Annotated in this window: 23 protein-coding genes and 1 pseudogene; 13 read left to right on the top strand and 11 right to left on the bottom strand. The window is 67.4% G+C overall.

From position 1 onward, the window contains the following. Positions 1-3: 3 nt before the first annotated feature. Genes C1I92_RS16810 through C1I92_RS16820 form a run of 3 tightly spaced genes read right to left on the bottom strand, consistent with a single transcriptional unit; the run spans position 4 to position 2,659 of the window. Positions 4-1,110, bottom strand: a complete 1,107-nt coding sequence (locus tag C1I92_RS16810) for a Gfo/Idh/MocA family protein (RefSeq protein ID WP_111255807.1) — start codon at positions 1,108-1,110, stop codon at positions 4-6. Continuing rightward, positions 1,095-1,787 (bottom strand): ThuA domain-containing protein, encoded by a 693-nt coding sequence (locus C1I92_RS16815; RefSeq protein WP_111255808.1) that lies wholly within the window; start codon positions 1,785-1,787, stop codon positions 1,095-1,097. Before C1I92_RS16815 ends, C1I92_RS16810 begins: the two co-directional genes overlap by 16 nt. Further along, a complete protein-coding gene (locus C1I92_RS16820) occupies positions 1,784-2,659 on the bottom strand; it encodes an amidohydrolase family protein (protein WP_111255809.1) in 876 nt (291 codons plus the stop codon). The genes C1I92_RS16815 and C1I92_RS16820 overlap by 4 nt, the downstream gene beginning before the upstream one ends. Before the next feature lie 113 nt (positions 2,660-2,772). Here C1I92_RS16820 and C1I92_RS16825 point away from each other — a divergent pair, with 113 nt between their 5' ends. From C1I92_RS16825 to C1I92_RS16835, 3 genes are all read left to right on the top strand, one after another. Next, positions 2,773-3,678, top strand: a complete 906-nt coding sequence (locus tag C1I92_RS16825; protein ID WP_111255810.1) for an aldose 1-epimerase family protein — start codon at positions 2,773-2,775, stop codon at positions 3,676-3,678. 9 nt (positions 3,679-3,687) lie between these two features. Next, positions 3,688-4,635, top strand: coding sequence for a DNA polymerase domain-containing protein (locus C1I92_RS16830; protein ID WP_111255811.1), 948 nt, complete (start codon positions 3,688-3,690; stop codon positions 4,633-4,635). 64 nt (positions 4,636-4,699) lie between these two features. After that, positions 4,700-4,903, top strand: a complete 204-nt coding sequence (locus tag C1I92_RS16835) for a cold-shock protein (RefSeq protein ID WP_053205609.1) — start codon at positions 4,700-4,702, stop codon at positions 4,901-4,903. A gap of 85 nt (positions 4,904-4,988) precedes the next feature. Here C1I92_RS16835 and C1I92_RS16840 read toward each other — a convergent pair whose 3' ends face one another. Next, positions 4,989-5,432 carry a VOC family protein gene (locus C1I92_RS16840; RefSeq protein WP_111255812.1) on the bottom strand — a complete coding sequence of 148 codons (444 nt, stop codon included), beginning with the start codon at positions 5,430-5,432 and terminating at the stop codon, positions 4,989-4,991. A 33-nt stretch (positions 5,433-5,465) separates the two neighbouring features. Continuing rightward, positions 5,466-6,467, bottom strand: coding sequence for a Gfo/Idh/MocA family protein (locus C1I92_RS16845; RefSeq protein WP_111255813.1), 1,002 nt, complete (start codon positions 6,465-6,467; stop codon positions 5,466-5,468). A 555-nt stretch (positions 6,468-7,022) separates the two neighbouring features. Here C1I92_RS16845 and C1I92_RS16850 point away from each other — a divergent pair. Further along, positions 7,023-8,021: an FAD-dependent oxidoreductase gene (locus tag C1I92_RS16850; RefSeq protein WP_158564172.1), complete on the top strand. Its 999-nt coding sequence runs from the start codon at positions 7,023-7,025 to the stop codon at positions 8,019-8,021. Next, entirely contained in the window at positions 7,909-8,445 is a 537-nt protein-coding gene (locus C1I92_RS35625) for an FAD-dependent oxidoreductase (RefSeq protein ID WP_111255815.1), read from the top strand. The genes C1I92_RS16850 and C1I92_RS35625 overlap by 113 nt, the downstream gene beginning before the upstream one ends. Positions 8,446-8,465: 20 nt before the next feature. On the opposite strand, the gene C1I92_RS16860 is transcribed toward C1I92_RS35625, so the two are convergent. Beyond that, complete coding sequence (locus C1I92_RS16860; protein ID WP_111255816.1) at positions 8,466-9,365, bottom strand: helix-turn-helix domain-containing protein; 900 nt, start codon at positions 9,363-9,365, stop codon at positions 8,466-8,468. 248 nt (positions 9,366-9,613) lie between these two features. Between C1I92_RS16860 and C1I92_RS16865 the strand changes: the two genes are divergently transcribed. The 7 genes from C1I92_RS16865 to C1I92_RS16895 all read left to right on the top strand — a co-directional run bounded on the left by C1I92_RS16865 (position 9,614) and on the right by C1I92_RS16895 (position 19,702). Continuing rightward, positions 9,614-12,226 carry a family 78 glycoside hydrolase catalytic domain gene (locus tag C1I92_RS16865; RefSeq protein ID WP_111255817.1) on the top strand — a complete coding sequence of 871 codons (2,613 nt, stop codon included), beginning with the start codon at positions 9,614-9,616 and terminating at the stop codon, positions 12,224-12,226. A 14-nt stretch (positions 12,227-12,240) separates the two neighbouring features. Then, positions 12,241-13,827 carry an ABC transporter substrate-binding protein gene (locus C1I92_RS16870; RefSeq protein ID WP_111255818.1) on the top strand — a complete coding sequence of 529 codons (1,587 nt, stop codon included), beginning with the start codon at positions 12,241-12,243 and terminating at the stop codon, positions 13,825-13,827. Positions 13,828-13,933: 106 nt separating this feature from the next. Beyond that, complete coding sequence (locus tag C1I92_RS16875; protein ID WP_369124111.1) at positions 13,934-14,887, top strand: ABC transporter permease; 954 nt, start codon at positions 13,934-13,936, stop codon at positions 14,885-14,887. Next, positions 14,884-16,872 (top strand): dipeptide/oligopeptide/nickel ABC transporter permease/ATP-binding protein, encoded by a 1,989-nt coding sequence (locus C1I92_RS16880; RefSeq protein WP_111255820.1) that lies wholly within the window; start codon positions 14,884-14,886, stop codon positions 16,870-16,872. Before C1I92_RS16875 ends, C1I92_RS16880 begins: the two co-directional genes overlap by 4 nt. Then, positions 16,869-17,666, top strand: a complete 798-nt coding sequence (locus C1I92_RS16885; RefSeq protein ID WP_111255821.1) for an ATP-binding cassette domain-containing protein — start codon at positions 16,869-16,871, stop codon at positions 17,664-17,666. Before C1I92_RS16880 ends, C1I92_RS16885 begins: the two co-directional genes overlap by 4 nt. Before the next feature lie 130 nt (positions 17,667-17,796). Next, entirely contained in the window at positions 17,797-18,705 is a 909-nt protein-coding gene (locus C1I92_RS16890; protein WP_233507043.1) for a zinc-dependent alcohol dehydrogenase, read from the top strand. 46 nt (positions 18,706-18,751) lie between these two features. Next, positions 18,752-19,702: a Gfo/Idh/MocA family protein gene (locus tag C1I92_RS16895; protein WP_158564174.1), complete on the top strand. Its 951-nt coding sequence runs from the start codon at positions 18,752-18,754 to the stop codon at positions 19,700-19,702. A 99-nt stretch (positions 19,703-19,801) separates the two neighbouring features. On the opposite strand, the gene C1I92_RS35860 is transcribed toward C1I92_RS16895, so the two are convergent. From C1I92_RS35860 to C1I92_RS16915, 5 genes are all read right to left on the bottom strand, one after another. Beyond that, positions 19,802-20,125: an integrase core domain-containing protein gene (locus tag C1I92_RS35860; protein WP_111255824.1), complete on the bottom strand. Its 324-nt coding sequence runs from the start codon at positions 20,123-20,125 to the stop codon at positions 19,802-19,804. Then, positions 20,044-20,241, bottom strand: coding sequence for a hypothetical protein (locus tag C1I92_RS35865; RefSeq protein ID WP_199521304.1), 198 nt, complete (start codon positions 20,239-20,241; stop codon positions 20,044-20,046). Before C1I92_RS35865 ends, C1I92_RS35860 begins: the two co-directional genes overlap by 82 nt. Further along, entirely contained in the window at positions 20,241-20,351 is a 111-nt protein-coding gene (locus C1I92_RS35870) for a DDE-type integrase/transposase/recombinase (protein WP_146605175.1), read from the bottom strand. Before C1I92_RS35870 ends, C1I92_RS35865 begins: the two co-directional genes overlap by 1 nt. 399 nt (positions 20,352-20,750) lie before the next feature. Beyond that, complete coding sequence (locus tag C1I92_RS16910) at positions 20,751-21,746, bottom strand: Gfo/Idh/MocA family protein (protein WP_158564175.1); 996 nt, start codon at positions 21,744-21,746, stop codon at positions 20,751-20,753. 56 nt (positions 21,747-21,802) lie between these two features. After that, positions 21,803-22,678: a sugar phosphate isomerase/epimerase family protein gene (locus tag C1I92_RS16915; protein ID WP_158564176.1), complete on the bottom strand. Its 876-nt coding sequence runs from the start codon at positions 22,676-22,678 to the stop codon at positions 21,803-21,805. Between the two features lie 572 nt (positions 22,679-23,250). Between C1I92_RS16915 and C1I92_RS34930 the strand changes: the two are divergent. Beyond that, a pseudogene (locus C1I92_RS34930) lies at positions 23,251-23,522 on the top strand (IS3-like element ISTesp3 family transposase); the annotation flags it as partial. Positions 23,523-23,969 lie beyond the last annotated feature (447 nt).

The raw sequence follows: 23,969 nt of genomic DNA on the forward strand, positions 1-23,969 counted from the left end.
ACGCTACCCGAGCGGCGGCTCCGGCTGGCCGGCCAGTGGGACGGCGGCCGGCCGGTCCACCTGCGCCTCGACGGCGACGCTGCCGCCGCCCGCCGCGGCCGACCGGAGCACCGACTCCATGACGTCGAGGACGTGCAGCGCCAGTGGCCCGGACGCCCGCGCCGCGGCCGCCGTCGGCGCCGTCATCAGGTCCGCGACACCCAGGCCGCGGCCGCCGAGACGGTACCCCGCCGCGACCGGCAGCCGCACCCAGCCGTCGCCGCCGAGCCGGCGCAGCAGCACGTCGCCGTCGAACCCGTTCGGGTCCGGCACGATGAGTGACCCGGCCGGACCGTGCACCTCGATCGGCTCGGCCCGGGTCGCGACGGCGTCGAAGCTCATCGTGACGGTGGACAGCGCGCCGGACGCGTGCGTCAGCACGCCGGTGACGTGCGTGAACACCTCGACCGGGATCGTCGCGCCGGCCCGCGGACCGCTGCCGATGGTCCGCGACGGCCGAGCCGTGCTGCCGGCGCCGAGCACCGACGTCACCGGGCCGAGCAGCGTGACCAGCGCCGTCACGTAGTACGGGCCCATGTCCAGCAGCGGACCGCCGCCGGCGGTGTAGTAGAAGTCCGGGTCCGGGTGCCAGCTCTCGTGGCCGGGACAGAGGAACGTCGCCGTCGCGGCCGTCGGCGGGCCGATCAGCCCGCCGTCGATCGCGTGCCGCGCCGTCTGCACGCCGGTGCCGAGCACGGTGTCCGGCGCGCCGCCGACCCGCACCCCGGCCCCGCCGGCCGCCGCCAGCACCGCCCGCGCCTCGGACGCCGTCACCGCCAGCGGCTTCTCCACATAGACGGACTTGCCGGCCTCGACGGCGGCCAGCGCGACCGGCGCGTGCCCGGCCGGGGGAGTGAGGTTGACGACGACGTCCACCCGCGGGTCGGCCAGCAGCGCCTCGACCGGGACCGCCTCGACGCCGTCGCGGCCCGACACCGCGGCGCGCGCACGGGCCGCGTCCCGGTCGGCGACCGCGACCACCCGCACCGCGTCCAGCCGTGCCAGCGTGTCGAGGTACTGCCGGGAGATCGCGCCGGCCCCGACGACGCCGACGCCTACCGGGCCGCCCACAGCAGCCCCCGCTCCACGATCGTGCGGACGTTCGGGTCGCGCAGGATGTCCGGCTGGTGCCCCGGTGTCGCGACGAACACCCGGCCCTCGCCCCACTCGCGGGTCCACACCGCCGGGCAGGTCACCGGGCGGCGCCACGGCTGGTCCGGCCGGGCCGGGTGCGTGGTGGTCGCCAGCACGTCGTTGTACTCGTCGGTGAGCACCCAGTACTGCTCGGTCTCCAGCTCGAACGAGGACAGTCCGGCGACGATCGGGTGGCCGGCTCGTTCGGGCACGATCTCGACGCGGTGGCGCAGGTAGTTGTTCTCGGGCGCGTCCGGCACCCACTCCGCGGCCGGTCGGCTGGGGTGCGTCGCGAACTGGCCGCCGACGAGGTGCAGGTAGTCCGAGCTGGACCGGAACGCGTCGGCGATCCCGCCGTGCCAGCCGGCGAACCCGGTGCCGGCGCGGACGGCGGCCGTCAGCCCGGCCAGCTGCTCGACCGTGATCTCGCCCATCGTCCAGCACTGCACGACGAGGTCGGTCCGCGCCATCGTGCCGGCGTCGGCGTAGACGTCGAGCGTGTCGGACACCAGGACGTCGAACCCGGCCTCGCGCAGGAACGGGACGAACAGGCCGGTCGCCTCGACCGGCGCGTGCCCGTCCCAGCCGCCCCGGACCACCAACGCGTTGCTCATCGTGCTCCCCTCTGTGCAGCGGCCTGCGATGCTCGGGGTGGGTCCGGCAGCCGGTAGAACCGCCGCGCCGTCTCCGACCGCAGCTGCGCCGCGACCTGCGGCCCGTACCCGTCCACGACCTCGACCAGCGCCGACCACACCGGGTCGAAGCCGCCGGCCCGCTCGGCGATCGGCCAGTCGCTGCCGAGCATCAGCCGCTCCGGCCCGAACGCCTCCATCGCGTGGTCCACCCACGGCCGCAGGTCCGTGCCCGGCGGCGGGTAGAGGCCGGACACCTTCGCATACACCCCGGGGTGTGCGGCGACGGCGGTGAGCAGGTCGCGCCACCGCTCGGCGTCACCGGAGCCTGAGCCGGAGAACGGCGGCTTGGCCAGGTGGTCGATGACCACGCGCAGGCCGGGCAGCCGCTCGGCCAGCTCCAGCAGCACCTCCAGGTGCCGGGGCAGCACCGCGACCAGGTCGAACGGCAGGTCCGCCTGCTCCAGCAGCCGCAGCCCGTCGACGACGGACGGTCGCAGCAGCCAGTCCGGGTCCGGCCGGTCGTGAATGAGGGTGCGGATCCCCACGAGGCCCGGCCGCTCCGACAGCTGCGCCAGTCGCTCCGCCGCCCGCGCCGGATCCTCCAGCGGCACGTATCCGACGATGCCGAGCACCGGCGGGAACGCCGCCGCGACGGCGAACATCGCGTCGGCGTCCTCGTCACTGTCGGCCGACTGCACCAGCACCGTCCCGTCGATACCGTGCCGCTCCAGGTGCGGCGCCAGGTGCTCGGGCCCGTAGCGCCGGTGGATGACGGCGTCCGCGGGGTCCATCCAGGGGTACGCGACCGCGGCCGGATCCCAGAAGTGCTGATGTGCGTCGATCAGTGTCATGTGTCCTGCCAAGGTCGGGCGGAGGGTCCTGGTGGCGCGCTGCCGTGGTCATCGTCGCGCACGCCGCTACAGTGACCCACGCCGGGCGACGGTCGCCGGGGCGAGGAGAGCCAGTGGACACCACGCACGCGCTCGAGCTGGGCACCACCCGCGCGGTCGTGTCCGAGTGGGCCGGCGCGCTGCGCTCGCTCACGGTCGCCGGGACCGAGCTGATCCAGCCGCACGCCGCCGACGGCCCGCCGCCGCTGGCCGCCGGCGCCGTCCTGGCGCCGTGGCCGAACCGGGTCGACGGTGGCCGCTGGATGCTGGGCGGCGTCGAGCAGCAGCTGGAGATCACCGAGCCCGAGGCCGGCCACGCGGTGCACGGCCTGCTCATGCGGACGCGGTACACCCGCGGCTCCCGCACCGACGCGTCGGTCACGCTGGCCGCCGACGTCGCGCCGCAGCCGGGCTACCCGTTCGCGCTCGAGACCTCCGTCGAGTACGAGCTCACGCCCGACGGCGTCATCGTGCGGCACCGGCTGCGCAACGCCGGCCACGACACCGCGCCCGTCGCGCTGGGCATCCACCCGTACCTGCGCGTCGGCGACGTCCCGGTCCGCGACCTCACGCTCACCGTCCCGGCCGGGCGCGCGTTCCGCATCGACGACCGCTCCATTCCGACCGGCACGTACGACGTCACCGGCACCGACGACGACCTGCGCGGCGGCGTCCCCGTCGGCGAGGGTCCGGGCCACGCGTGCTACACCGACCTCGACGTCGACGGCAGCGGCGTCATCACCAGCGCGCTGCGGGCGCCCGACGGCCGCACCGTCGAGCTGTGGCAGGAGCCGGCGTTCGGCTACGTGCAACTGTGGGTCACCGACTATTTCCCGGGCCCCGACGGACCCGCCGACGCGATCGCCGTCGAGCCGATGACCGCCCCGCCGAACGCGCTGCGCACGGGCGAGGCGCTGCGCTGGCTGCTGCCCGAGGAGACGTGGACGCTCACCTGGGGGCTGCGCCTCACCGGGGGATAGGTTGTCCTCATGAGCGCCGACGAGGAACGCGACGGCGTCGCGCTGACGCATCTGGACCAGCCGCTGTCCGACGATGGCGGCGCCACCAAGCGCGACCTCGTCGACTACCTCGACGCGGTGCACACCCGGATCCTGCCCGGCCTCGCCGGCCGGCCGCTGTCGGTGATCCGGGTCCGCCCCGGCCAGCCCGGCTTCATGCAGAAGAACGTGCCGAAGTACGCGCCGTCGTGGATCCCGACCGTCTCGGTGTGGGCGCAGGCGTCCAAGCGCGAGGTGTCCTACGCCTTGTGCGACGACCGGCGCACCCTGCTGTGGTTCGCCAACCAGCGCGCCGTCGAGTACCACCCGGCGCTGGTGCGGGCCGAGCAGTGGGACGTCCCGACGCACCTCATCATGGACATCGACCCGCCCGAGGGCGAGACGTTCGCCGCCGCGGCGGCCGCCGCCCAGCTCGTCCGTCGGGCCCTCGCGGCTGACGGCCTCGACGGCGCGGTGAAGACCAGCGGGTCGAAGGGCGTGCACATCTTCGTGCCGCTGCGGCCGCACTCGCACGAGGACGTCGCCGCCGCCACCCGCGCCGTCGCGGCCCGGGCCGAGCGGCTGGACCCGGCGCTGGCCACGACCGCGTACATCAAGGAGGACCGCGGCGGGAAGGTGTTCCTCGACTCCACCCGCTCCGGCGGCGCGACCGTCGTGGCCGCGTACAGCCCGCGGCTGCGGCCCGGCCTGCCGGTGTCGTTCCCGGTCTCCTGGGACGCGCTGGACTCCGTCACCCCGGGCGACTTCACGATCCACACCGCGCCCGCCCTCCTCGGCGACGACGACCCCTGGGCGGCGGCGCTGCCGGCCCCCCAGGAACTGCCCGCCGACCTCGTCGAAGAGGGCCACACCATCCCCGTCGCGCGCGTCGTCGCGATGCACGAAGGGAAGCGACGCGCCCGGGAGCGGCAGCAATAGCGCCTCGTCCGGCCGTGCTAGGGTCTGCTGCGTTTGCTGGAACAGAGAATAGGAGCACGACAGCATGGCCCAGGGCACTGTGAAGTGGTTCAACGGCGAGAAGGGCTTCGGCTTCATCGAGCAGGACGGCGGCGGCGCCGACGTGTTCGTGCACTACAGCGCGATCGCCTCCAGCGGTTTCCGCACCCTCGAGGACAACGCCCGGGTCGAGTTCGACATCACCCAGGGCCAGAAGGGCCCCCAGGCCGAGAACGTCCGCACCATCTGAAGGCGGGTCAGGCGGCACTCGTCCCGCCGTGCCGCGGTTCAGGCCGGACGGTGCCGCCCAAGATCTCCGCATGCGGCGCCGCTCGCTACGAACTCCGCTGGTGCTGCAGAATCTCGACCGCGATGTCGTCCGGGTCGAGCAGATAGGCGAATCGGAAGCCCTTGCCGTTCATGTGTGGCGGGCTTGGCGGCGCGATGAAGCGCGCGCCCTTCGCGGTCAGGTCGTTGTAAGCCTCCTCGATGTCGAGGACGGGAAAGCAGATATGGGCGGCGCCGACATCGTTGTTCCGCGGCGCATCGGGTCGCCCAGGCGGCTGGACGTACTGGATCAGCTCGAGCCGGATGTTCTCTCCCTCGAGGTGTGCTGTCGCGAGCTTGACCTGGGCGAATCCAAGACCGCGCGCGATCCAGTCCGCGTCTCCATCGCCGCGGCCGATCACGGTGAGGTCGAACATGGACGCATAGAAGTCCACCGATCGGTCGATGTCGCCGACGGTGAGTCCAACGTGATCGATCCTGCGATAATCCATCGAGTCTCCGTTCCCGGGGCTGGTTCGCGCTCTTCAGGAGCGTGCGTCGATCTCGTCGAGGCACACGACGCGCTGCTCTTGGATCGAGTGCCTGATCGCGTCGTAAACCCGCATGGTTTCGTAGCTGCTGGCTATCGACGATTCCGGCTCGCGTCGATCTCGAACGGCGGAGACGAACTCGGCTAGCTCACCCTGATAGCCGATGTCCACCAGGCTGTCCTGCAGCGCGAGTGGCCGATCATGGTAGTCCAACACGGTGTTGCCGCGGTACCTCGTCAGGCGGCCAGAACGGTCTATGGTCAGATGGTTCCCGTAGCTGCCGGTGAGGTGCACTTCTTCGGTGATGTCGAGACCCCTGTTCGCGGTCATGCTCAGGGTTCCGACCGCGCCGTTGGCGAAGGTCAAGGTCACTGCGTAGGCGATCCCGAAGTGATCGCGCGCGAACACCTCGGTGACTTCGCCGAACATGTAGCGGGCCAGGTCTACCATGTGTATTCCGAAGTCGAGAAGGAACATATCCAACCAACTGCTGTCCGCGACACCGAAGGACCAGTCGATCGCCAGAAGGCACGGCGGCCCGAAGTCCGGCGATGCTACCGCCGAACGCGCGCGCCGATACACGGGCGCGAATCGCTTCATGAAACCAGTCATACAGGTCTGGCCTGTCCTTCGGCTGGTCGCCAAGACAGCGGCGGCGTCAGCCGCAGACGCGGCCGGCGGTTTCTCCGTCCAGACGGGCAGTCCGGCTTCCATGACGTCGATCGCCAACTTGGAATGGTGCTCGGCACCCACACACACGATGACCGCATCCAGGCTCGCGTCGCTCAGCATGGACGAATGGTCGGCGTATACAGACTCGGCTCCGAACCTTCGCGCGTTGTGTTCGGCCCGGGCCTCGTCGATGTCGCAAATGGCGGCGAGTCGGATCGGAAGGGAATTCAGGCACGGATAGATCTGGTGGGTCGCGTGGCCACCGGCGCCGATAACGCCGATGCGGAGGACCGCGCCGTGGTTTGGTCCGGCGTCGCCGATCATCGCAGCACCTCGTCGTGATCTTGATGAAGATATTCGCTCCTCGTGTCGACGCTAAGTGGTGGGATATGTCGGGCGTAGGGGACGGATTCTGCTGGTCACGGCATGCATCTGCCGATGAAGGACGAGTCACATGAGACGCCTGTGCGCGGCGCCTCCCGCAGCCTGAACGACTTCTCGACACACCCGATGGAGGGGTGCCGACGCCCGCCCCCGCTTCCAGTCGGGACGCCTCCTTGGAACTGGGCCTCGCGGCCGAGGTGGCCAGGGATTATCCAGTCGAGTCTGGCTGGTCTGGCGTCGCTTGCCCAGCCCGACTCGTCATCCGGGAACAATGATCGGTGAACCGGGAATGTCATGGGACGAAACCGAGTGGCACGGTCAGTTTGCGCCAAGACATCGAGTGGTGGGGATGCAGTTGTGAGCTTCGATGCCGAGCGATCGACGCCTCGCGTCTGGGCGGAGGCCGCACAGTGGCCGGACCGACGGCACACTGCGGCGGGCCTCGCACGGACCCGCTCCAACGGAGGACGCGAGGGACCAGCCGGGTCCGGTGTCGTGCGTGCGACGAGTGCTCCACCTGCGGAGGATCGCGCATGGGTCCGCGAGGAAGCACGGGAGCTTCCGGTCCTGGCGGACGTCGACGTCCTGGTCTGCGGCGGCGGCCCGGCGGGTACAGCGGCCGCTATCGCTGCCGCGAGGAACGGCTCGAAGACGCTGCTCCTCGAACGCCACGGGTTCCTCGGCGGTATGGCGACCGCGGGGCTGGTCGTTCCTCATTGGGACTCCCACCAGAACGGGGGAGTCAACGCGGACCTGATCGATCGTCTTGAATCGCGAGAAGGGTGGGGAGCTGAAGGCTGGAAGATCTCGTTCGACCCGGAGCTCTGGAAGCACGTGAGTGAGGACCTCGTCCTGGACAGTGGCAGCGACTTGCTCTATCACACGTTCGTCGTCGGGACGCTGCGCACGGGCCGAGCTGTCAAGGGCGTGGTGATCGAGACCAAGTCCGGTCGATTCGCAGTGCTCGCGAGGGTGGTCGTCGATTGCACGGGTGATGGCGACGTCGCCGCGCGGGCAGGGGCTCATTTCGAGAAGGGCCGGGGCGACGGGCTGATGCAGCCGATGACCACGATGTTCCGACTGGGCGGCGTTACCTGGGTTCAGCGGCGCAACGCGGGACTACGTGATCTCATAGAACAGGCGATCGAACGGACCGGCGATGAGTATCGCCTGCCGTACGACTACCCGTGGGCCATTCACCTGCCGAATCCGGGCGAGGTGGCGGTCATGCTCGTCCACGTCCGGGACGTGGACGGCACGGACGTGCGTGATCTGACGAGAGCCGAGTCGACGGACGCCGTCAGACGCTCGCCGTCGTTGACTTCCTCCGCCGGCGAGTTGCGGAGTTCGCCAACGCCCATCTCATCGAGACTGCCCCGCAGTGGGCGTCCGCGAGACGCGCCGAATCACGGGGGAGTATGTCTTGACAGGCGAGGATGTCGCAAGCGGCCGATCGTTCGAGGCCGCGGTCGCGAGTGTGTCCTTCCCCGCTGACATCCATGAGCCGGCGGGCACTGGCCAGGTCGGCTTCCGAGTGGGCAGTGGGCCCGTGAAACGGAGCAGCTACGAGATTCCGTATCGAGCCCTGATTCCGCGCGACATCGACCAACTCGTGATGGCGGGCAGATGCATCTCCGGCACGTTCGAGGCGCACGCTTCCTACCGCGTCAAGGGGCCGTGTATGGCGATGGGTCAAGCCGCCGGACTTGCTGCGTCCCTGTCTGCGAGTTCCGGCGTGGCACCACGAGACCTGGCGATCGGTGACCTGCGCGGTGGGCTACTCGGGCAGAACGTGAAACTTGATACCGATTCCGCTGACGTGCGGGACTGGCGGTGGGAGACCGTGGAGAGTGATCCAACCTATCGTCCCGATCGAGGAAGAACCCGGCAGTCGTCCGCCTACCACGGTCCGGGATGATCCCGCGCGCGCTGCGCCGATCACAACGCCGCGGTGACGCCAGAGCCAACGTGCTGCTGGCGGCGGTAGTTCGCGGGCGTCTGCCCGTGATAGCGGTGGAAGGCTTCGTACATGCGGCTCGTCGAGCTGAACCCGGAGCGGTGGCACACCGCGAGGATGGGGAGATCGGTGGTGGCGAGGAGGCGCTGAGCCTCGTTCAGCCTGAGCCGAGTGACGTACTCCCACAAGGTGAGTCCGCAGATGCGACGAAAGCTCACCATGAGGTGGTCGTGGTGCTTGTCGACCGCGTGTGCGACGTCCTTGACGGTGATCTCTTCGACGAAATGCCGAGTCACGTATCGAATCGCCCGCGCTACGAGATCCGCAGTAGCCGTCCCAGTGTGGGGTGCAGCGGAGCGCGTCATCGATGCGGTGTCGACGAGGAGCCGGAGAAGGCGGGCCTGGATCTCCATCTCGACTGCAGCCCTGAGTCGATGGTCGCCGGTGGTCAGGTGAGAAGTCCAGCGGGTGAAGGCGAGTTGGTCCGCGGTGCGATCGAGCAGTTCTGGAGCAGACCGTACGACCTCGCCCGCGAGTAGGCGGTCGAGGATCTCGGCCGATCCCCCCCAGGTCAGCACATTGACGATCGGCAATTGCGCAACGTGGTAGACGGTCAGGGGCGGTTCGGGGTCAACGTCCCGATGAGGGATGCCGCCCCAGAAAGCCTGGAGCTCGCCACGGTGCAACCGGTCTTCCCGACCACCGCAGTCGAGGCTGATCGCGCCGCACTCGACGAAATGCAACTCGATCTCGAGGTGCGTGTGCAGTGGCGATCCGCGCAGGTCATGTGGCTGGCCGGATTCGCATTCACGGCGGAACGTGAACGCGGTCAACCCGAAGTCCTCGAATCGGGTCGCCACCGAGTCTGCCGGGCGCGTCATCGGCTACCTCGCTATCCGGGAAGAGATTCGTCTGAACTGACAATGTCGTCTAGTGAAACGATCTGGGATCGTCGAGGTTACGTCAAGGTGACCAGTCGGCGGCATCGAGGCGTCCGGTCCGTAGCGGTGCGCGGGTGATCCGGGACGAGGCCACCTGGATCGGTGGTTCCGCCGCAGGTCTCGGCGCAAGTCGCCCCAGGTGAGGGGCTCAACGACGTCTGCGATCGGCTCAGAAGGAGTTACCGCTGATGATGGTACCGACCCATTTGCGTGTCGAGCACGTCCAACACCCTCTGGGGCTGACGATCGCGACTCCCAGGCTCTCGTGGCGCCTGCCGTCCGGAGCCAACCGGCAAACGGCTTATCGTCTGCGGGCAGGCGGCTGGGATTCCGGCCGCGTGGCATCCGATCAGTCCCTGCTCGTCCCTTACGCCGGGCGGCCATTGCGCTCCGGGGAGCGGCTCGACTGGACAGTGAAGGTGTGGACCGACGCAGGCGAGAGCGCGTGGGCCGACCCGGCCTGGTGGGAGATGGGCCTGCTCACCGCGGACGATTGGGCGGCGCGGTGGATCGAGCCGCCTCAGCCGCCGGCTGGCTCGACGCCGCCTCATCCTGCGTACGTCGTCAGCGGTGGCGCGCACGTTGATCGTTCCTGCGAGCGGGCACGGCTGTATGTGACGGCACACGGCATCTACGAGTTCTTCATCAACGGCGAACGCGTCGGCGACGCCGAGTTGACACCGGGCTTCACAAGCTACGAGTCGACCCTGCAGGTGCAGACTTTCGACGTTACGGACCTGATCGTCGTCGGGCAGAACACGCTCGACGCGGTCTTGTCCGGCGGCTGGGTCAAGTGGACGCGGCGATACCGGCATGTTCCCCTCGGGTTGTTGGCTCAACTCCATGTCCAACAGGCCGACGGCTCCCTGGCCAGGTTCGGGACCGGGCCAGACTGGATCGCCGCCGCCAGCGTCGTACGGGCCGCCGACCTCTGGCATGGGCAGGTTGTCGACCTGCGGGCGGACCGGGGAAGAGCCGAACAAGTGACCACGCGAGACTTCGACCCGAAGCGGTTGCGCAGTTCGCCGGCGCCTCCGGTGCGCCGAGTACAGGAACTGCGCGCGGTATCTGTCACGCGCCTGTCGGCCACGCGCCAGGTCATCGACCTCGGGCAGAACGTCAATGGCTGGATCCGGCTCACCAAGCTTGGTCCCGAAGGGACAACTCTGACGTTGACCTACGGAGAGGCGCTGGATCGTAGCGGCGACGTGACCGTCGATCACATCACAGGACTCGAGCCCGAGCACTCCGGGTCGTTCCAGACCGACAAGGTGACGACCACGGGTCAGCCAGGGGCCACGTTCGAACCGCGGCATACCACCCACGGATTCCGTTACGCACGTGTCGAAGGTCATCCGGAGGACGTTGACGTCGACGATGTGACGGGAATCGTGGTCCACACCGACCTGCGCCGCACAGGGTGGTTCGAATGTAGCGACGACCGCGTGAACAAGCTGCATGAGGCGGCAGTCTGGAGCTTCCGCGGCAATGCCTGCGACATACCCACCGACTGCCCGACGCGTGAACGAGCGGGCTGGACCGGCGATTGGCAGATCTTCGTGTCGACGGCGGCTTTCCTGTACGACGTCGCCGGCTTCTCCGTGAAGTGGCTCAGGGATCTGGCCGCCGACCAGCGACCTGACGGTGTCGTGTCGCACTGCGTACCGAACCCGGAGCCGGACTCGTTCTATGCCGATTTCCCACCCGGATCGGCAGGGTGGGGCGATGCCGCCGTCATCGTCCCCTGGGAGGTCTACCGTGCCTACGGCGACCGTGACGTGCTCGAACACCAGTGGCCGTCGATGAGGTCCTGGGTGGACTACGCCGCCCGTACTGCACGTGAGCGCCGACACCTCGCCAGGAAGGCCGCGAGGCCGGCGTCGGCGCCGCATGAGCCGTTCCTCTGGGACACCGGCTTCCACTGGGGCGAATGGCTGGAGCCGGGCGCGGACATGAGTAGTGCCACCATCGCCGACCTGAGGGCGAGGGACCACGGCAGCATCGCGACCGCGTACCTCTACCACTCGGCGCGGTTACTCGCACAGGTTGCGGCAGTGCTGGATCGCGAGACCGAAGCGGGCCAGTACTCGGACCTCGCGGAGTCCGTCCGTCTCGCCTGGCAGACCGAGTTCATCCGCGGGGACGGCACCATCGAACCGGACACCCAAGCCAGCTATGTGCGCGCTCTGGCCCTCGGCCTGCTGCCCCCGGAGCTTCGGCAGGGTGCGACGGAACGCCTCGTCGACCTGATCAGGAAGGCCGACAACCACCTCGGCACCGGATTCCTGGCCACGCCATACCTGCTCCCGGTTCTGGCGGACAACGGCCACATCGACGTCGCCTACGAGTTGCTGTTTCAGGACACGGAGCCTTCGTGGCTCGCCATGATCGACCGCGGTGCCACCACCATCTGGGAACAGTGGAACGGCATCGACGAAACCGGGGCGCCGAACGCCTCACTCAACCACTACAGCAAGGGCGCGGTGGTGTCATTCCTCCACCGCTACACCGCCGGGATCAGGATGCTGGACTCGGCATCCGCATACAGGAGATTCCTGATCGAGCCGAGGCCCGGCGGCGGCATCACGTCGGCGCAGGCGATCCACGACAGCCCGTACGGACGGATTCGGTCGTCGTGGCGGCTCGACGGGGAGCGATTCAGCCTCGACATCGCCGTGCCTCCCGGGACGACCGCGGAGGTCCGCCTTCCCGACGGCCGGGCGTTCGAGGCACGACCAGGGCATCACCGAACTCGCAGTCTGCTCCATGCCCCGGCCTGTGACCAGGTCTTGCGTGGATAGAAGGGAACGATGAAATGAACCGCATCTCGCGAGACACACACGCCTCCACGCGTCATGTCGCCCTGGTGTCGTCGATCTTGATGGCTCTGCTGGCGTTGAGCGCTTGCTCCACGGACGCGACCGAGCCTGGCGCCGACCCCGGGAGCGCTGGCAGCTCGCCGAACATCCTGAGATACCAGGCGCGTCCGACGCCACCGGCCACCCTCGATCCTGCCAAGGATCCACATTGGAACGACATGCTGGCGCTGGCCTACGACGTCCTGATCTACCAGGCGCCGGACGGCAGTCTGCAACCGCAGCTGGCTACTTCCTGGGAATACGTGGGTGAGGGCAACACGACCTTCGAGCTGTCACTCCGACCCGACATCACGTTCGTCGACGGGACGCCTCTGGACGCCGAGGCCGTCAAGGCCAACATCGAGTACCGGCGCGACCCGGCGGTCGGCAGCCAGTCCGCGGCGCAGCTCGCCGCAGTCTCGGAGGTCGAAGTTGTCGATGACCTCACGGTCCGCGTCCATCTCGCAACGCCGAATCCACTGCTGCCGTCGCTGTTCACCCAAGGCGGCGCGGGCGCCATGATCAGCCCGGCCGCGCTGGCCGATCCGGCTGGTGTTGCCACCGAGACCTTCGGCGTGGGGCGATATCAGCTGGACGCGAACCGGACGGTTCATGGAGACCACTACACGTTCGTGGCGAATCCCGACTACTGGAGCCCCGACGATGTCCACTGGGATGAGGTCGTCGTCTCATTCCTACCGGAGGAGAGCGCTGCGCTCGCCTCACTGCAGGCAGGGCAACTGGACGCGGGGATGGCGACGTCGGCCACGGTCGACGCGGGCCGGGAGGCCGGTCTCTCGGTCGCGGGACCTGGCTTTCCCATCGTCGCCGGCCTCAACATCTGGGATCGCACCGGGGAAGTGGTGCCGGCGCTCGGTGACGTACGCGTCCGCCAGGCGCTCAACTACGCCATCGACCGTGAGGCGATCGCGTCGGCGTTGGCCGGTGACTCTGGTCGTCCGACCGACCAGCTGGCGGCTCCCGACCAGAGCGGATGGAACGGCGACGGGTTCTACCCATACGACCCGGACAAGGCGAGGGAGCTGCTGGCCGAAGCAGGGTACGCAGACGGCTTCACGCTGCCGGTCCGAACCTTCACCGGGGAACAGTTGACGCAAGCCATCGCCGACAATCTAGGCGACGTCGGTGTGGTGCTCGACATCAACGCCGACGAGCAGATGGACCAGGCGGACGATGCCGGGAACAGGGAATACGGAGCCGGATTCCTCGGCTGGGGCGTGTCCCCGCCGGTCCAGATGGCCACCTACTTCTGGCTGCCTGACGCGCTCAACAACCCGGCGGACAGTCTGGACGAGACCCTGGTCCAGCTGCAGCAGCAGGCATTGGTCGCTGACGAGGAGACCCTCGACGAGCTCAGCGGGCAGATCATCGCCCGCGTGGCCGAGTTGGCCTGGTTCCTCCCTGTCTATCTCCAGGGCGAGTCCGTGCTGTACGACGCCGACGTCGTGGAGGTCCCGTGGGCGAACTTCCAGAGCGTGCCGACAGTGACGGAACTCCGGCCGACGTCGTCGAACGGTGGGTAATGTCGGCGATCCACAGCAGGGAGGCGGCAGCGTTCGGCGCCGCGGATAGCGGGCGGAGCCCAAGGCCGGTAGCGGCCGAGGTGAGACGAAGGAGGGCGCGACCATGATGCGACTTGTGGCACGTCGACTGATCATCTCCGTGGCCCTGGTGTTGTTCATCTCCCTGTTGACCTTCGTCCTGCAGACGCTGGCGCCCGGCGATGTCGCCAGGACGATCCTCGGCTGCGGGGGGCAGACGGCGAGCTGTCCCGAGCAGCAGTATCAGGCGTTGCGTCACGAGCTCGGCTTGGATCAGCCGCTGATGGTGCAGTACTGGCAGTGGCTCAGCCAGGCGCTCACCGGTGATCTCGGTGTGTCGCCCGTCAGCGGGCTCGACGTGAGTTCCGCCATTCTCAGCCGACTGCCCGTGACGGCGTCCCTGGTCCTTTTGGGAACGGCGGCGACCGCGCTGGTCGGCGTCTCGGTCGGTGTTCTCAGCGCCGTTCGCGGCGGACGGCTCGGACGCGTGGTCGACGTCCTGTCCCTGTTGGGCTTCGCACTTCCCAACTTCTGGCTCGCCCTCGTCTTCATGGCCCTGTTCTCGGTGACGCTCGGGCTGCTGCCGGCTACGGGGTACGTGCCCATCGATGTGTCACCGCGAGACTGGGCGCTCAGCCTGATCCTGCCCGTGGGGACACTGATGCTCGCGGGGATGGCGGGGTTCGCCAAACAGACCCGTGACTCGATGTTGGAGTCGCTGTCCCAGGAGTACGTGCGGTTCCTGCGCGCCAACGGCGCCTCGGAGCTTTCCATCGTGTTCCGCCACGCGTTGCGCAACGCCGCGATACCCGTGGTGACGATGGTCGGCATGCTCTTTGTCGGCCTCTTCAGCGGGGCGCTCTTCATCGAGAGCGTGTTCGCCCTGCCCGGCATGGGCCGGCTCGCCGTCCAGGCGACCCTCGGTCATGACCTCCCCATCGTGCAAGGCGTCGTCGTCGTCTTCACGCTGATCGTCGTCGCCACGAATCTTGTGGTCGATCTTGTCTATGGCTGGCTCAACCCGAAGGTGCGTGTGACATGACGACGACGATCCCGCACAGCGGAGGCGCCGTCGACCTGGACGGCGTCGCCTCCCCTCTGGGCGTCTCCGGGCCGAGTCGAACTGACCCGCGGGGGCGAACCCTTTGGCGGGCCGTGTTCCGGCAGCCACTCGCGGCGTTGTCGATCGGGTACCTGCTGCTCGTCGTTCTCGCGGCGATCACCGCGGACTATCTGGCGCCCTACGATCCGTCCGATGTCGACCTGAATCAGATCCTGTCCGGGCCGACCGCGGGCCACTGGCTCGGTACCGACTCGCTCGGCAGAGACGTGCTGAGTCGGCTGATGTTCGGCGGCCGGCTGAGCATGGCCCACGCCGCAATCGCCGTTGCGACCTTCCTCCTGATCGGCGTCAGCTGGGGACTCATCGCGGGGTTCTTCGGCGGGTGGGCGAATCGCGTGTTCACCTGGCTGATCGATGTCATCATCGCCATCCCCGCTCTCGTCGTCCTGCTGGTGGTGCTCAGCGTGTTCGACGGCGACATGACGATCGCGATGGTCGCGTTGGGCATCCTCGCGGCTCCGGGGTTCGCGCGGGTCGTACGAGGCGTCACCCTAGGAGTCAGGGAAGAGCTGTACGTCTCGGCGGCGCGCGTGTTCGGGATCCCGAACCGGCACATCGTCGTGAAGCACATCCTGCCTCGCGTGGCTGGGCCCATCCTCGTGCATGCCTCGTTGTTCGCAGGCGGCGCCCTTCTCATCGACGCCGGCCTTGCATACCTCGGCTTCGGGCCACAGCCGCCCACGCCGACGTGGGGCGGGATGATCATCGAGGCCTCGGCTGTCGTGAGCCGGCAGCCGTGGCTCCTGGTGCCTCCTGGAGTAACGCTCGGCCTGGCGACACTGGCTCTGGCTCTGCTCGGCGACGCGATCAGAGACGCCGGCGCCGAGCGGACCGGTCGTGCTCCGGCTAGAGGAAGCCGTCCCGGTCCGAGCGGTTCGATGCGATCCTCGACGGCGAGCCGCCCGGCCCGGGCGCAGGCTACGGACGCTCTCCTGTCCGTTCGCGACGTGTCGATCTCGCTCTCGCTGGATGGACGGCAGGTCCAAGTCGTGGCGGGCGTCGACCTCGACATCCGGGCAGGCGAGACGGTTGGCCTCGTCGGTGAGTCCGGATGTGGCAAGTCCGTTCTGGGCAGCGCGATCCTCGGTTTGCTGCCCGCGGCCGGCAAGGTCACCAGTGGCAGCATCGTCTACGACGGCATCGACCTGGCGTCGTCCGGCCCGCGAACCATGCAAGGCCTGCGTGGATCCGGGATCGCGCTGATCGCACAGGACCCCATCGCCGGCCTGGACCCGGTCTATACCGCGGGTCAGCAAGTAGATGAACTGGTGCGGCGCCATCAGGGGGGGTCCCGGAAGGCGGTGCGCGCACGGAGCCTCGACCTGCTCAATGACGTCCGGCTGCCGGACCCGATCGGTGTCGCCGGACGTTACCCCCATGAGCTCTCGGGCGGGATGGCACAGCGGGTTGCCATCGCCATGGCGCTCGCCGGCGAACCGAGCCTGCTCATCGCCGACGAGCCTACGACGGCACTGGACGTGACGGTCCAGTCCGAGATTCTCCAACTACTCCGGAGACTGCAGCGCGACCGCGGCATGGCGATCATGCTGATCACGCATGACTGGGGTGTTGTCGCCGAGATGTGTCAGCGAGCGCATGTGATGTACGCGGGTCACATCGTGGAGTCGTGCTCGGCCAGCGAGATGTTCGACCATCCCTCGCACCCCTACACCCTCGGGCTGCTGGGTTCCATGCCGCGTCGGTCACTTCCGGGCCGGCCGCTTCCGGCGATACCTGGAGTCGTGCCCACGCCGGGGAGCTGGCCCGGCGGATGTCACTTCGCGCCGCGGTGCGATTTCGCGATGCCCGAGTGCACGGAGGCACCGATCCCGATGCTCGACGCCGGAGCAGGCCACGGTGTGCGATGCATTCGGTACGAGGACATCCGCGGGAGCTCGCGATGACCGAGCGGATTCTCGAAGTACGCGACCTCAGGGTCCAGTTCGAAGGACGCCGACGCGGGGACCGGCCAGTGCTCGCCGTCGACGACGTGAGCCTGCACGTCGATGACGGCGAAACACTCGGGCTGGTGGGCGAATCGGGCTCGGGCAAGTCCACCATCGGGAACGCGGTCCTCGGACTCGTCCGTCCTACTCGCGGCCAGGTGCTGTTCCGTGGCGCCGACATCACCTCCGTGACCTCCGGACAGCGTCGCGCGCTCGGTCAGCAGCTCCAGGTCATATTCCAGGACCCGTACAGTTCGCTCAATCCCTCGCGCACCATCGGAAGCACACTGGCCGAGCCACTCCGCATCGTCCGGCGAGCGTCTCGCCGCGACGCAGCCGCACAGGTGGAGCATGTCCTCGCACAAGTAGGCATGGCAACCGATACCTTCCACCGCTTTCCCCGCGAGTTCTCCGGTGGTCAACGACAGCGGATCGCGATCGCGCGCGCTCTCGTCCTGGGACCGAAGCTGATCATCTGCGACGAGCCGACCAGTGCGCTGGATCTCTCGGTGCAGGCGCAGATCCTCAATCTCCTCCTCGACCTGCAGCGCCGACTTGGGCTCAGCTATCTGTTCGTTTCACACGACATCGACGTCATCCGGCACATGTCTCACCGGGTCGCGGTCCTGAGCAAGGGATCGATCGTCGAACAGGGACCGACGGATGAGGTAACCGGCTCTCCAAGCCACGCATACACCCGCGCCCTGCTTGCCGCGGTACCGGTCCCAGACCCTCGGGTGAGGTCGGTGTGAACGCCGGAGCGGCGGCCCGTGTGCTGGCCCGACATGCCCGAAAGGTGGTTCTGACAGTGAGAGGAGTCCGGTGAGAGCGCTACGAAATCACGGGCAGGGGCGAGTGTCCTTGGTCGAAGTCCGGGACCCTGTGCCGGGCCCAGGCGATGCCCTCGTCCGGATCGAGGCATCAGCCGTCTGCGGGTCGGAGCGGGGCGCGCTGATCGAGGGCGTGGACGGCAACACCGGCCACGAAGCCGCCGGAATCGTGGTCGAGCCAGGAGCCTCGCGGTTCCGGGCCGGGGACCGGGTCGGGCTGTCAGCCGTTGTGGGCTGTGGGGAATGCGATCGCTGCACGGCAGGTCAGGAGCTGCATTGCCGTCGCGGCCCGCGCTCTGCAGCGAAGAGTGGCGGCTGGCATGCGGAGCTCGCAGTGGTCTCAGCCTCGGCGCTGCGGGAGCTGCCTTTCGGCATGGACACCGGAGTCGGTGCGCTGTTCACGGGTGATGCGCTCGGTGTGCCGAGCCGAGGTTTCGGTCGTGTCCGATCCGAACCGGCTGAGCGCGTCTTGGTCATCGGTCTAGGCCCGGTCGGTCTCGGCCATGTGCTCGTGCGTGCCTTCGAGGGCGCCGAGGTCGTCGCTATCGAGCCGGCCGAGTTCCGGCGCGACCTGGCCTTGAAGCTCGGGGCGAGGGCAGTGGGCGCGCCTGGGGACGACATCGGTCACAGGCCCCGCCTCGTCATCGAATGCAGCGGGCGCCCCGAGTCCATCGCATACGCGCTCGACGTCGTCGACAACGGGGGTGTGGTCCTGCAATCGGGGGAGTGCCACAGCGATGTTCCGATCAACCCGTCGAAGACTTTCATCCGCCGGGAGATCACCTATACCGGTGCGTGGTACTACGCCACCGAGGACTACCCGGCGATGTGCGCGCTCCACGAGCGTGGTCTGCCCCTGGCACACATGTGCACCCATGACGTAGATGCGGCACACGCCCAGGATGCGATCACCGACTTTCTCGGCCAACAGGCGGGCAAGGTGCTCCTCCGATGGACGTGACGACCACCGGGCCCGCGAGCGTCACGATGCCGGAAGGACGGTGACGATGCGTATCGGAGTGATCGGTGTCGGCGGGCATTCCACCACCAACCTCCTGCCTCACGCCCGGGCCGCTGGCTTGGACCTGGTGGCCACGTGCGCACGCCATATCGAGCGCGCTCGCGCGGTCGCCGATCGCTGGGGCGCGGCCCACGCGTACGACGACGCTGAGCAGATGCTCGCGGAGGCGGACGTCGATGGTGTCGTCGTCTGCGTCCAGCCCTGGGACTACGCGCCCCTCATCAGACTGTGCCTGACTGCGGGGAAGCCGGTCTTCTGCGACAAACCGGGTGCCGGTTCGTCGGCCGAAGCTCGCGAGCTGGCCGGATTGAGCTCCACGACCGGGGTCCCCGTCGTGGTTGGGTACATGAAGCGCTTTGCGCCGGCCTACCAGCGCGCACGTGAGATCGTCCAGTCTCCAGAGTTCGGCGTGCCGTCGCTTGCCTCCTTCACTTTCGCCGTCGGGCGGGGGTTCGGTGATGATCTGCGCACTTATCTGATCGACAATCCCGTCCATCCGCTGGACCTGGCGCGTTACATCGTGGGGGAGCTTGACGAACTGGAGGCCCGGGTCGTGGATACGGCCGGCGGTGGGTTCGCGGTGGCGGCGGTCGCCAGGGCATCGTCGGGCGCGGTGTGCACGTTCAATCTGTGCACGACGGCCAGCTGGAGTCAGCAGAACGAGCGAGTCGAGGTGTACGGGGCCGGCCACGCAGTCGTGGTCGAGAACATCGACACCTGCATCCACCGCCCGCCGGAGCGGCCGGAGCACAGATGGCGCCCCAATTACACCGTCGGAATGCCGATGAACAGCTCGCCGACCATCTCTGGATTCCTGCCTGAGCTGGAGCACTTCCGACAGGTGGCAGTCGAAGGGGCGTCGAACCGCTCGGACATGCAGAGTGCGGCGGCGACACTCGCCCTGGCAGAACGACTCTGTCGCTTCGCCGGCGTCTGAGTCACCCGCGGCCGTCGAGCCTCACCCGGGCTGGGCTCGTCGCTCGCGGTCGCGGTACGTCTCACCCTCGTCAAGCGCGAGCACGCTCCCGCAAGACTCTCAAGGTGTGCGTGGCGTCATCGGAGGGTTTCGCCGCAAGCTGCCGTACCTCGTGGCGGTGGGCGGCCGCGGGTGAACCGCCCCGGGAGGACGGTTTCGTGCAGCGAAGTGGGCGGTCTCGGCTTCGGGAGCTGTGAGGTCGTCGACGGAAGCGTGTGTGCGCTCGTGGTTGAACCAGTGGACCCAGTTCAGGGTCTCGATCTCGACGTGCTCGAGGTCGCGCCAGGGTCCTTCGGGGCGGATCAGTTCGGTCTTGTAGATGCCGATCTGGGACTCGGCCAGCGCGTTGTCGTAGGCAGCAGCCCGATGGTGAACGCGAACCATGTGTACGGCGAGCCGGTGTCGGTGTGGTGGACCAGCTCGGACAGGTCGCTGATCCTGGCCTGGCGGCAGGCCAGGATGGCGTGGTCGAGAGTATCGAGCACGAGTTCGGTGCTCATCAGGACGCCGCGCGCCAGCCCACGATCATCCGGGAGAACACGTCGAAGACGAACGCGACGTAGACGGTGCCGGACCAGGTCGCGACATAGGTGAAGTCGGCGACCCACAGCTGTTTCGGGCCGGCGGCGGGAAGTCACGGTCGACCAGATCCGGTAGCGCGGTACTCCTCGGAGAGGTCACCGAGCTCCAGGCGCACATCACCGAGCTTCCGGCTTCGGTCACGCTATCGGCGTGACCGCGCGGACCCACTCTGGGCGGTTTGCACCTTCAATCTGTGCACGACCGCCAGCTGGACTCAGGCAATGATTACGCCGAAATCTTCGGACAAGGTTCCGTTGTCTCGTTGACATGTCGAAACATGGAGAATGTCAGTGGCATGCCCAATGCGCCCGCGACTCCTGAGCGCGCCGAACGGCTTGCGACATCGCTGGCATGTGAGCTCGTGCCTCAGCTGAGCCATACTGAACGAGTTACATCAAGGGATGGTGCTGTGCTCACGCCACCGACATCAGTCACGCAGGCGCAAGGGGGTGATGCCATCAGGTGCATCGCAAAGCGCCTCCGCGAGACGCATAGCCTCGACGCCGTCGTCAATATTGGGTGATACCGCCTCGCCAGCCGCGAGAGCGTTTGCGAAGTGCCGGAGCTGGCCGGCGTAGCCCTGCAGGACGTGATTACTGGTGTACTCAATCGGTATTGCAAACTCGGGGTACCAGAGCGAGACCATCGATTCGTCGGTGGACTGAACATCCTCCCACGTGGAGGCTCGGGGGTGATAGCGCAGCTCCGTCAAGTTGGTCACCTGTATTAGTGCAGACTCACCCACGAGTTCGACAGACTCCTGCACGCGCGGTTCGTGTGTCGAGAGGGTAATCTGAGAGAATCCTCCATCCTCGTGCTGGACGAGCAAAGCTATCACGTAGTTCCCATCGATTTCCCGCTTGGCTACGGAACCACCCGCAACGTCACCCATAAAGTATCGCGCTAGATCGAGACCGTGAACGGTCATGAAGATTGCGTGTTCACGCAAAGAGGCATAATGGACATGCGAATAGTTCAACCGGAGCATCGTCCGCCGGCCGAACCCCGGCCGCGTGCTGAGCTCTCGGGCTCGCACATATGCGTGTGCATGACGTTTCATGAATCCCACCATGACCTGTAGGCCCCGCGAGGCCGCCGCGGCCTGGATTTGCCTCGCCTTGGCCAGGTCAGGTGCAGGCGGCTTCTCGACGAACAGGTGCCGGCCCGACTCAAGGACCGCCAGACCAGCCTCGTGATGCAGTTCCGGCGGCCCTACGACCGAGACCGCGTCGATCTCCTCAGAAGCGAGCATCTTCTGGTAGTCCGTATATGTGCGCAGCGCCCCGTGCCGCGATCCGACCACTCGGGCCCGCTCTTCGTCAAGATCACACACGGCGACAAGTTCCAGGTCCGTGAAACGGAGGGAAGGAAGAATCGACTGCTCTGTCTGAAATCCGGCTCCGATGGTGGCGAACCGAACCATACGTCTGGACATCTAGCGGGGCCTCTCTCGTGATGGGGCAACGATTTGTCAGCTGATCAGTCCTGATTGCCGGCCGCGACCAGTAGGGGCTCGAGGTATCCGCGTGCGCGTACGGCCTCCCGCCCTCTTTCCTCAGCGGAGGCGTCCTCTGCCGCCGGCTCCAGCTCAAGCAGTACATCGCCGTTGTACCCTGTTGTGATCAACAACCGGAACAACTCGGCGAAATCGACATCACCGTCGCCCGGCGTACAAGCGTGACCACCGACTCGCGCGTCGCGGAGGGCAACATGGATGACTCGATCTCCTATGGCATCGAGCATCTCTGACGTCGTCGCACCAGAGTTGAGCACGTGGCTCGTGTCAAAATCGATGCCTAGTTCGGGGATGTCTGCCACCTCGAGTAGCTCGATCGCCTCGGGCAACGTCTCAGCGAGAGTTCCGCCATGCGGTGCTTCGATCGCGATGGCAATACCACGTTCATGCGCCAGGTCTGCGGCCATCGTGATCGTACGCCGGAAGCGTTCAAGCCCCTTTGCCCGACCCGACGCGTCGGGTGTGTCGGGTCTGTTCCCGTCAACTACCCAGGCTCGAGCACCGACTGCCTTGGCCACGTCGGCCGCAAACGTATAGCGTCGTCGAAGCTCAACTGCGTCGTCAAGAGCGTCTGGAATCCACGGCACAGACAGAAGCCCGGCGACTTCGAAACCGTACCGATCGACGAGGGATGCGATACGGCCGATTTCCTCAGCCGGCGGGTCGATGAGGTTGACGTGGTCAAAGACACCCGGCACTGCGCTCAAATCGATCACTCTGAATCCGAGATCAGCAATCCGTTCGAAGGCCTCCTCGATGGACTGAGGGCCGAATGTGATAGTCGAACACCCGATACGCATGCGGCCTCCCATGCGGTTGTCGCCGTGGTCCCAGCGCATCTCGTTAACGCCGTAGTCAGGCTGTGTGAGGTAGGCAAACGGTTGGCGTAGCGGCCGAGTCGCTAGCCCATATGGCGTAGTTGCAAACTGACACTCCATGCAGATCTACCAGTCCGTGTGTCCCCTCCAGCAAGAGTGCACGACGGACTGTCGTGGTGGCAGGGGCTGATCTTCGCCCCATTGCGTGCATACGCATTTGGACGCCTGCGTTAGCGTTGAACAAACATCCCTAACCCACGTCAGGGTCGGCAACAGAGCGAGGGTGACCTCGGCGCGCGCGGGCCGCACAAAGTCGGCACGGATGCCGTGAAATTCCTGGGATGAGGAGGGATTGGTGGGACTCGACCGGTCCGATCCCAGCGTGTGGTGCGTATCCGGCGCGCATCTTGGCGGGTGGTCCCTGTGGAACCGCCCATCGCAGCCTCCCTGCTCCCCGGCCGCCGGCACCTGCAACGATCAGTACGCAGGACACCTCGCGGTCGTCAGTACATCATCTCCCGTCAACGATCTCAGACGGTTTCACCGTATGACATTCCTGATTCGGCCATGCTCTTTTCCCGGATTACGAGGTGATGCGCACCAGCCTCGTCGAAGACGACGCTTAAGGCCGCCGCCGCGACCCGGGCAGCCTGAGCAGCGCGATCCTCCACGGCGACCACGGGTCGGTCTACACCTCCAAGGACTTCGCCGGGCTCTGCTCCGAGCTCAGTAGCCCAAACCATGGGTGCCGTTGGCTCGAGCGCGGACAACATGCCCGCGGAGTCGGTTCCACGCGACCCTGAGGAGGGAGGTCCTCCAAGACTCGGCCTGCTGGGCCGACGAGGCCACCTGCCGCCCTGCGGTGAGGGAAGGACCGCTCCTTCGTACGCGCGTGGTGTTCTTCTTGCTCGCCTTCACATACACCCTGGCGTACCTGGACGTGACCTCGGCACAAGACGCCATCGACAACCCGCTCCCCATGCCCTGCCACGTTCACCGCTACGCGGGCATTGCTACGTGGGGCACGAACTGCGTTTCGGGCGTACTTTGTGCGTCTCGCCGGCGTATTGCTGCGCTCCTGCTGGACTCATACAGTAAAGAGAAACGCACGTTGCACACACGATCGTGAGTGGCTGACCTTGAGCCGGCCCCGTCACGGAGACCGCTCGTCGCCGAATTGAGCTGGACCCAAGCGATCGACGGCAGGGACTCACCGCGGACACGAGATTCGAGAGTGCCGAACGAGGAGGTGGAACGTGGCCGTGAGATGGGTGCGGTTGCGACCCGGGGGAGGTCGCTCCGCGCGGCGAGG

Source organism: Jiangella anatolica (genome assembly GCF_003236295.1).
Lineage (GTDB): Bacteria > Actinomycetota > Actinomycetes > Jiangellales > Jiangellaceae > Jiangella > Jiangella anatolica.

Excerpts from the sequence above, each read along its gene's own strand:
- C1I92_RS16815 (WP_111255808.1), bottom strand. The coding sequence starts at position 1,787 with ATGAGCAACGCGTTGGTGGTCCGGGGCGGCTGGGACGGGCACGCGCCG.
- C1I92_RS16820 (WP_111255809.1), bottom strand. The coding sequence starts at position 2,659 with ATGACACTGATCGACGCACATCAGCACTTCTGGGATCCGGCCGCGGTC.
- C1I92_RS16830 (WP_111255811.1), top strand. The coding sequence starts at position 3,688 with ATGAGCGCCGACGAGGAACGCGACGGCGTCGCGCTGACGCATCTGGAC.
- C1I92_RS16835 (WP_053205609.1), top strand. The coding sequence starts at position 4,700 with ATGGCCCAGGGCACTGTGAAGTGGTTCAACGGCGAGAAGGGCTTCGGC.
- C1I92_RS16840 (WP_111255812.1), bottom strand. The coding sequence starts at position 5,432 with ATGGATTATCGCAGGATCGATCACGTTGGACTCACCGTCGGCGACATC.
- C1I92_RS16845 (WP_111255813.1), bottom strand. The coding sequence starts at position 6,467 with ATGATCGGCGACGCCGGACCAAACCACGGCGCGGTCCTCCGCATCGGC.
- C1I92_RS16860 (WP_111255816.1), bottom strand. The coding sequence starts at position 9,365 with ATGACGCGCCCGGCAGACTCGGTGGCGACCCGATTCGAGGACTTCGGG.
- C1I92_RS16865 (WP_111255817.1), top strand. The coding sequence starts at position 9,614 with ATGATGGTACCGACCCATTTGCGTGTCGAGCACGTCCAACACCCTCTG.
- C1I92_RS16870 (WP_111255818.1), top strand. The coding sequence starts at position 12,241 with ATGAACCGCATCTCGCGAGACACACACGCCTCCACGCGTCATGTCGCC.
- C1I92_RS16875 (WP_369124111.1), top strand. The coding sequence starts at position 13,934 with ATGCGACTTGTGGCACGTCGACTGATCATCTCCGTGGCCCTGGTGTTG.
- C1I92_RS16880 (WP_111255820.1), top strand. The coding sequence starts at position 14,884 with ATGACGACGACGATCCCGCACAGCGGAGGCGCCGTCGACCTGGACGGC.
- C1I92_RS16885 (WP_111255821.1), top strand. The coding sequence starts at position 16,869 with ATGACCGAGCGGATTCTCGAAGTACGCGACCTCAGGGTCCAGTTCGAA.
- C1I92_RS16895 (WP_158564174.1), top strand. The coding sequence starts at position 18,752 with ATGCGTATCGGAGTGATCGGTGTCGGCGGGCATTCCACCACCAACCTC.
- C1I92_RS35860 (WP_111255824.1), bottom strand. The coding sequence starts at position 20,125 with ATGGTTCGCGTTCACCATCGGGCTGCTGCCTACGACAACGCGCTGGCC.
- C1I92_RS35865 (WP_199521304.1), bottom strand. The coding sequence starts at position 20,241 with ATGAGCACCGAACTCGTGCTCGATACTCTCGACCACGCCATCCTGGCC.
- C1I92_RS16910 (WP_158564175.1), bottom strand. The coding sequence starts at position 21,746 with ATGGTTCGGTTCGCCACCATCGGAGCCGGATTTCAGACAGAGCAGTCG.
- C1I92_RS16915 (WP_158564176.1), bottom strand. The coding sequence starts at position 22,678 with ATGCGCTGGGACCACGGCGACAACCGCATGGGAGGCCGCATGCGTATC.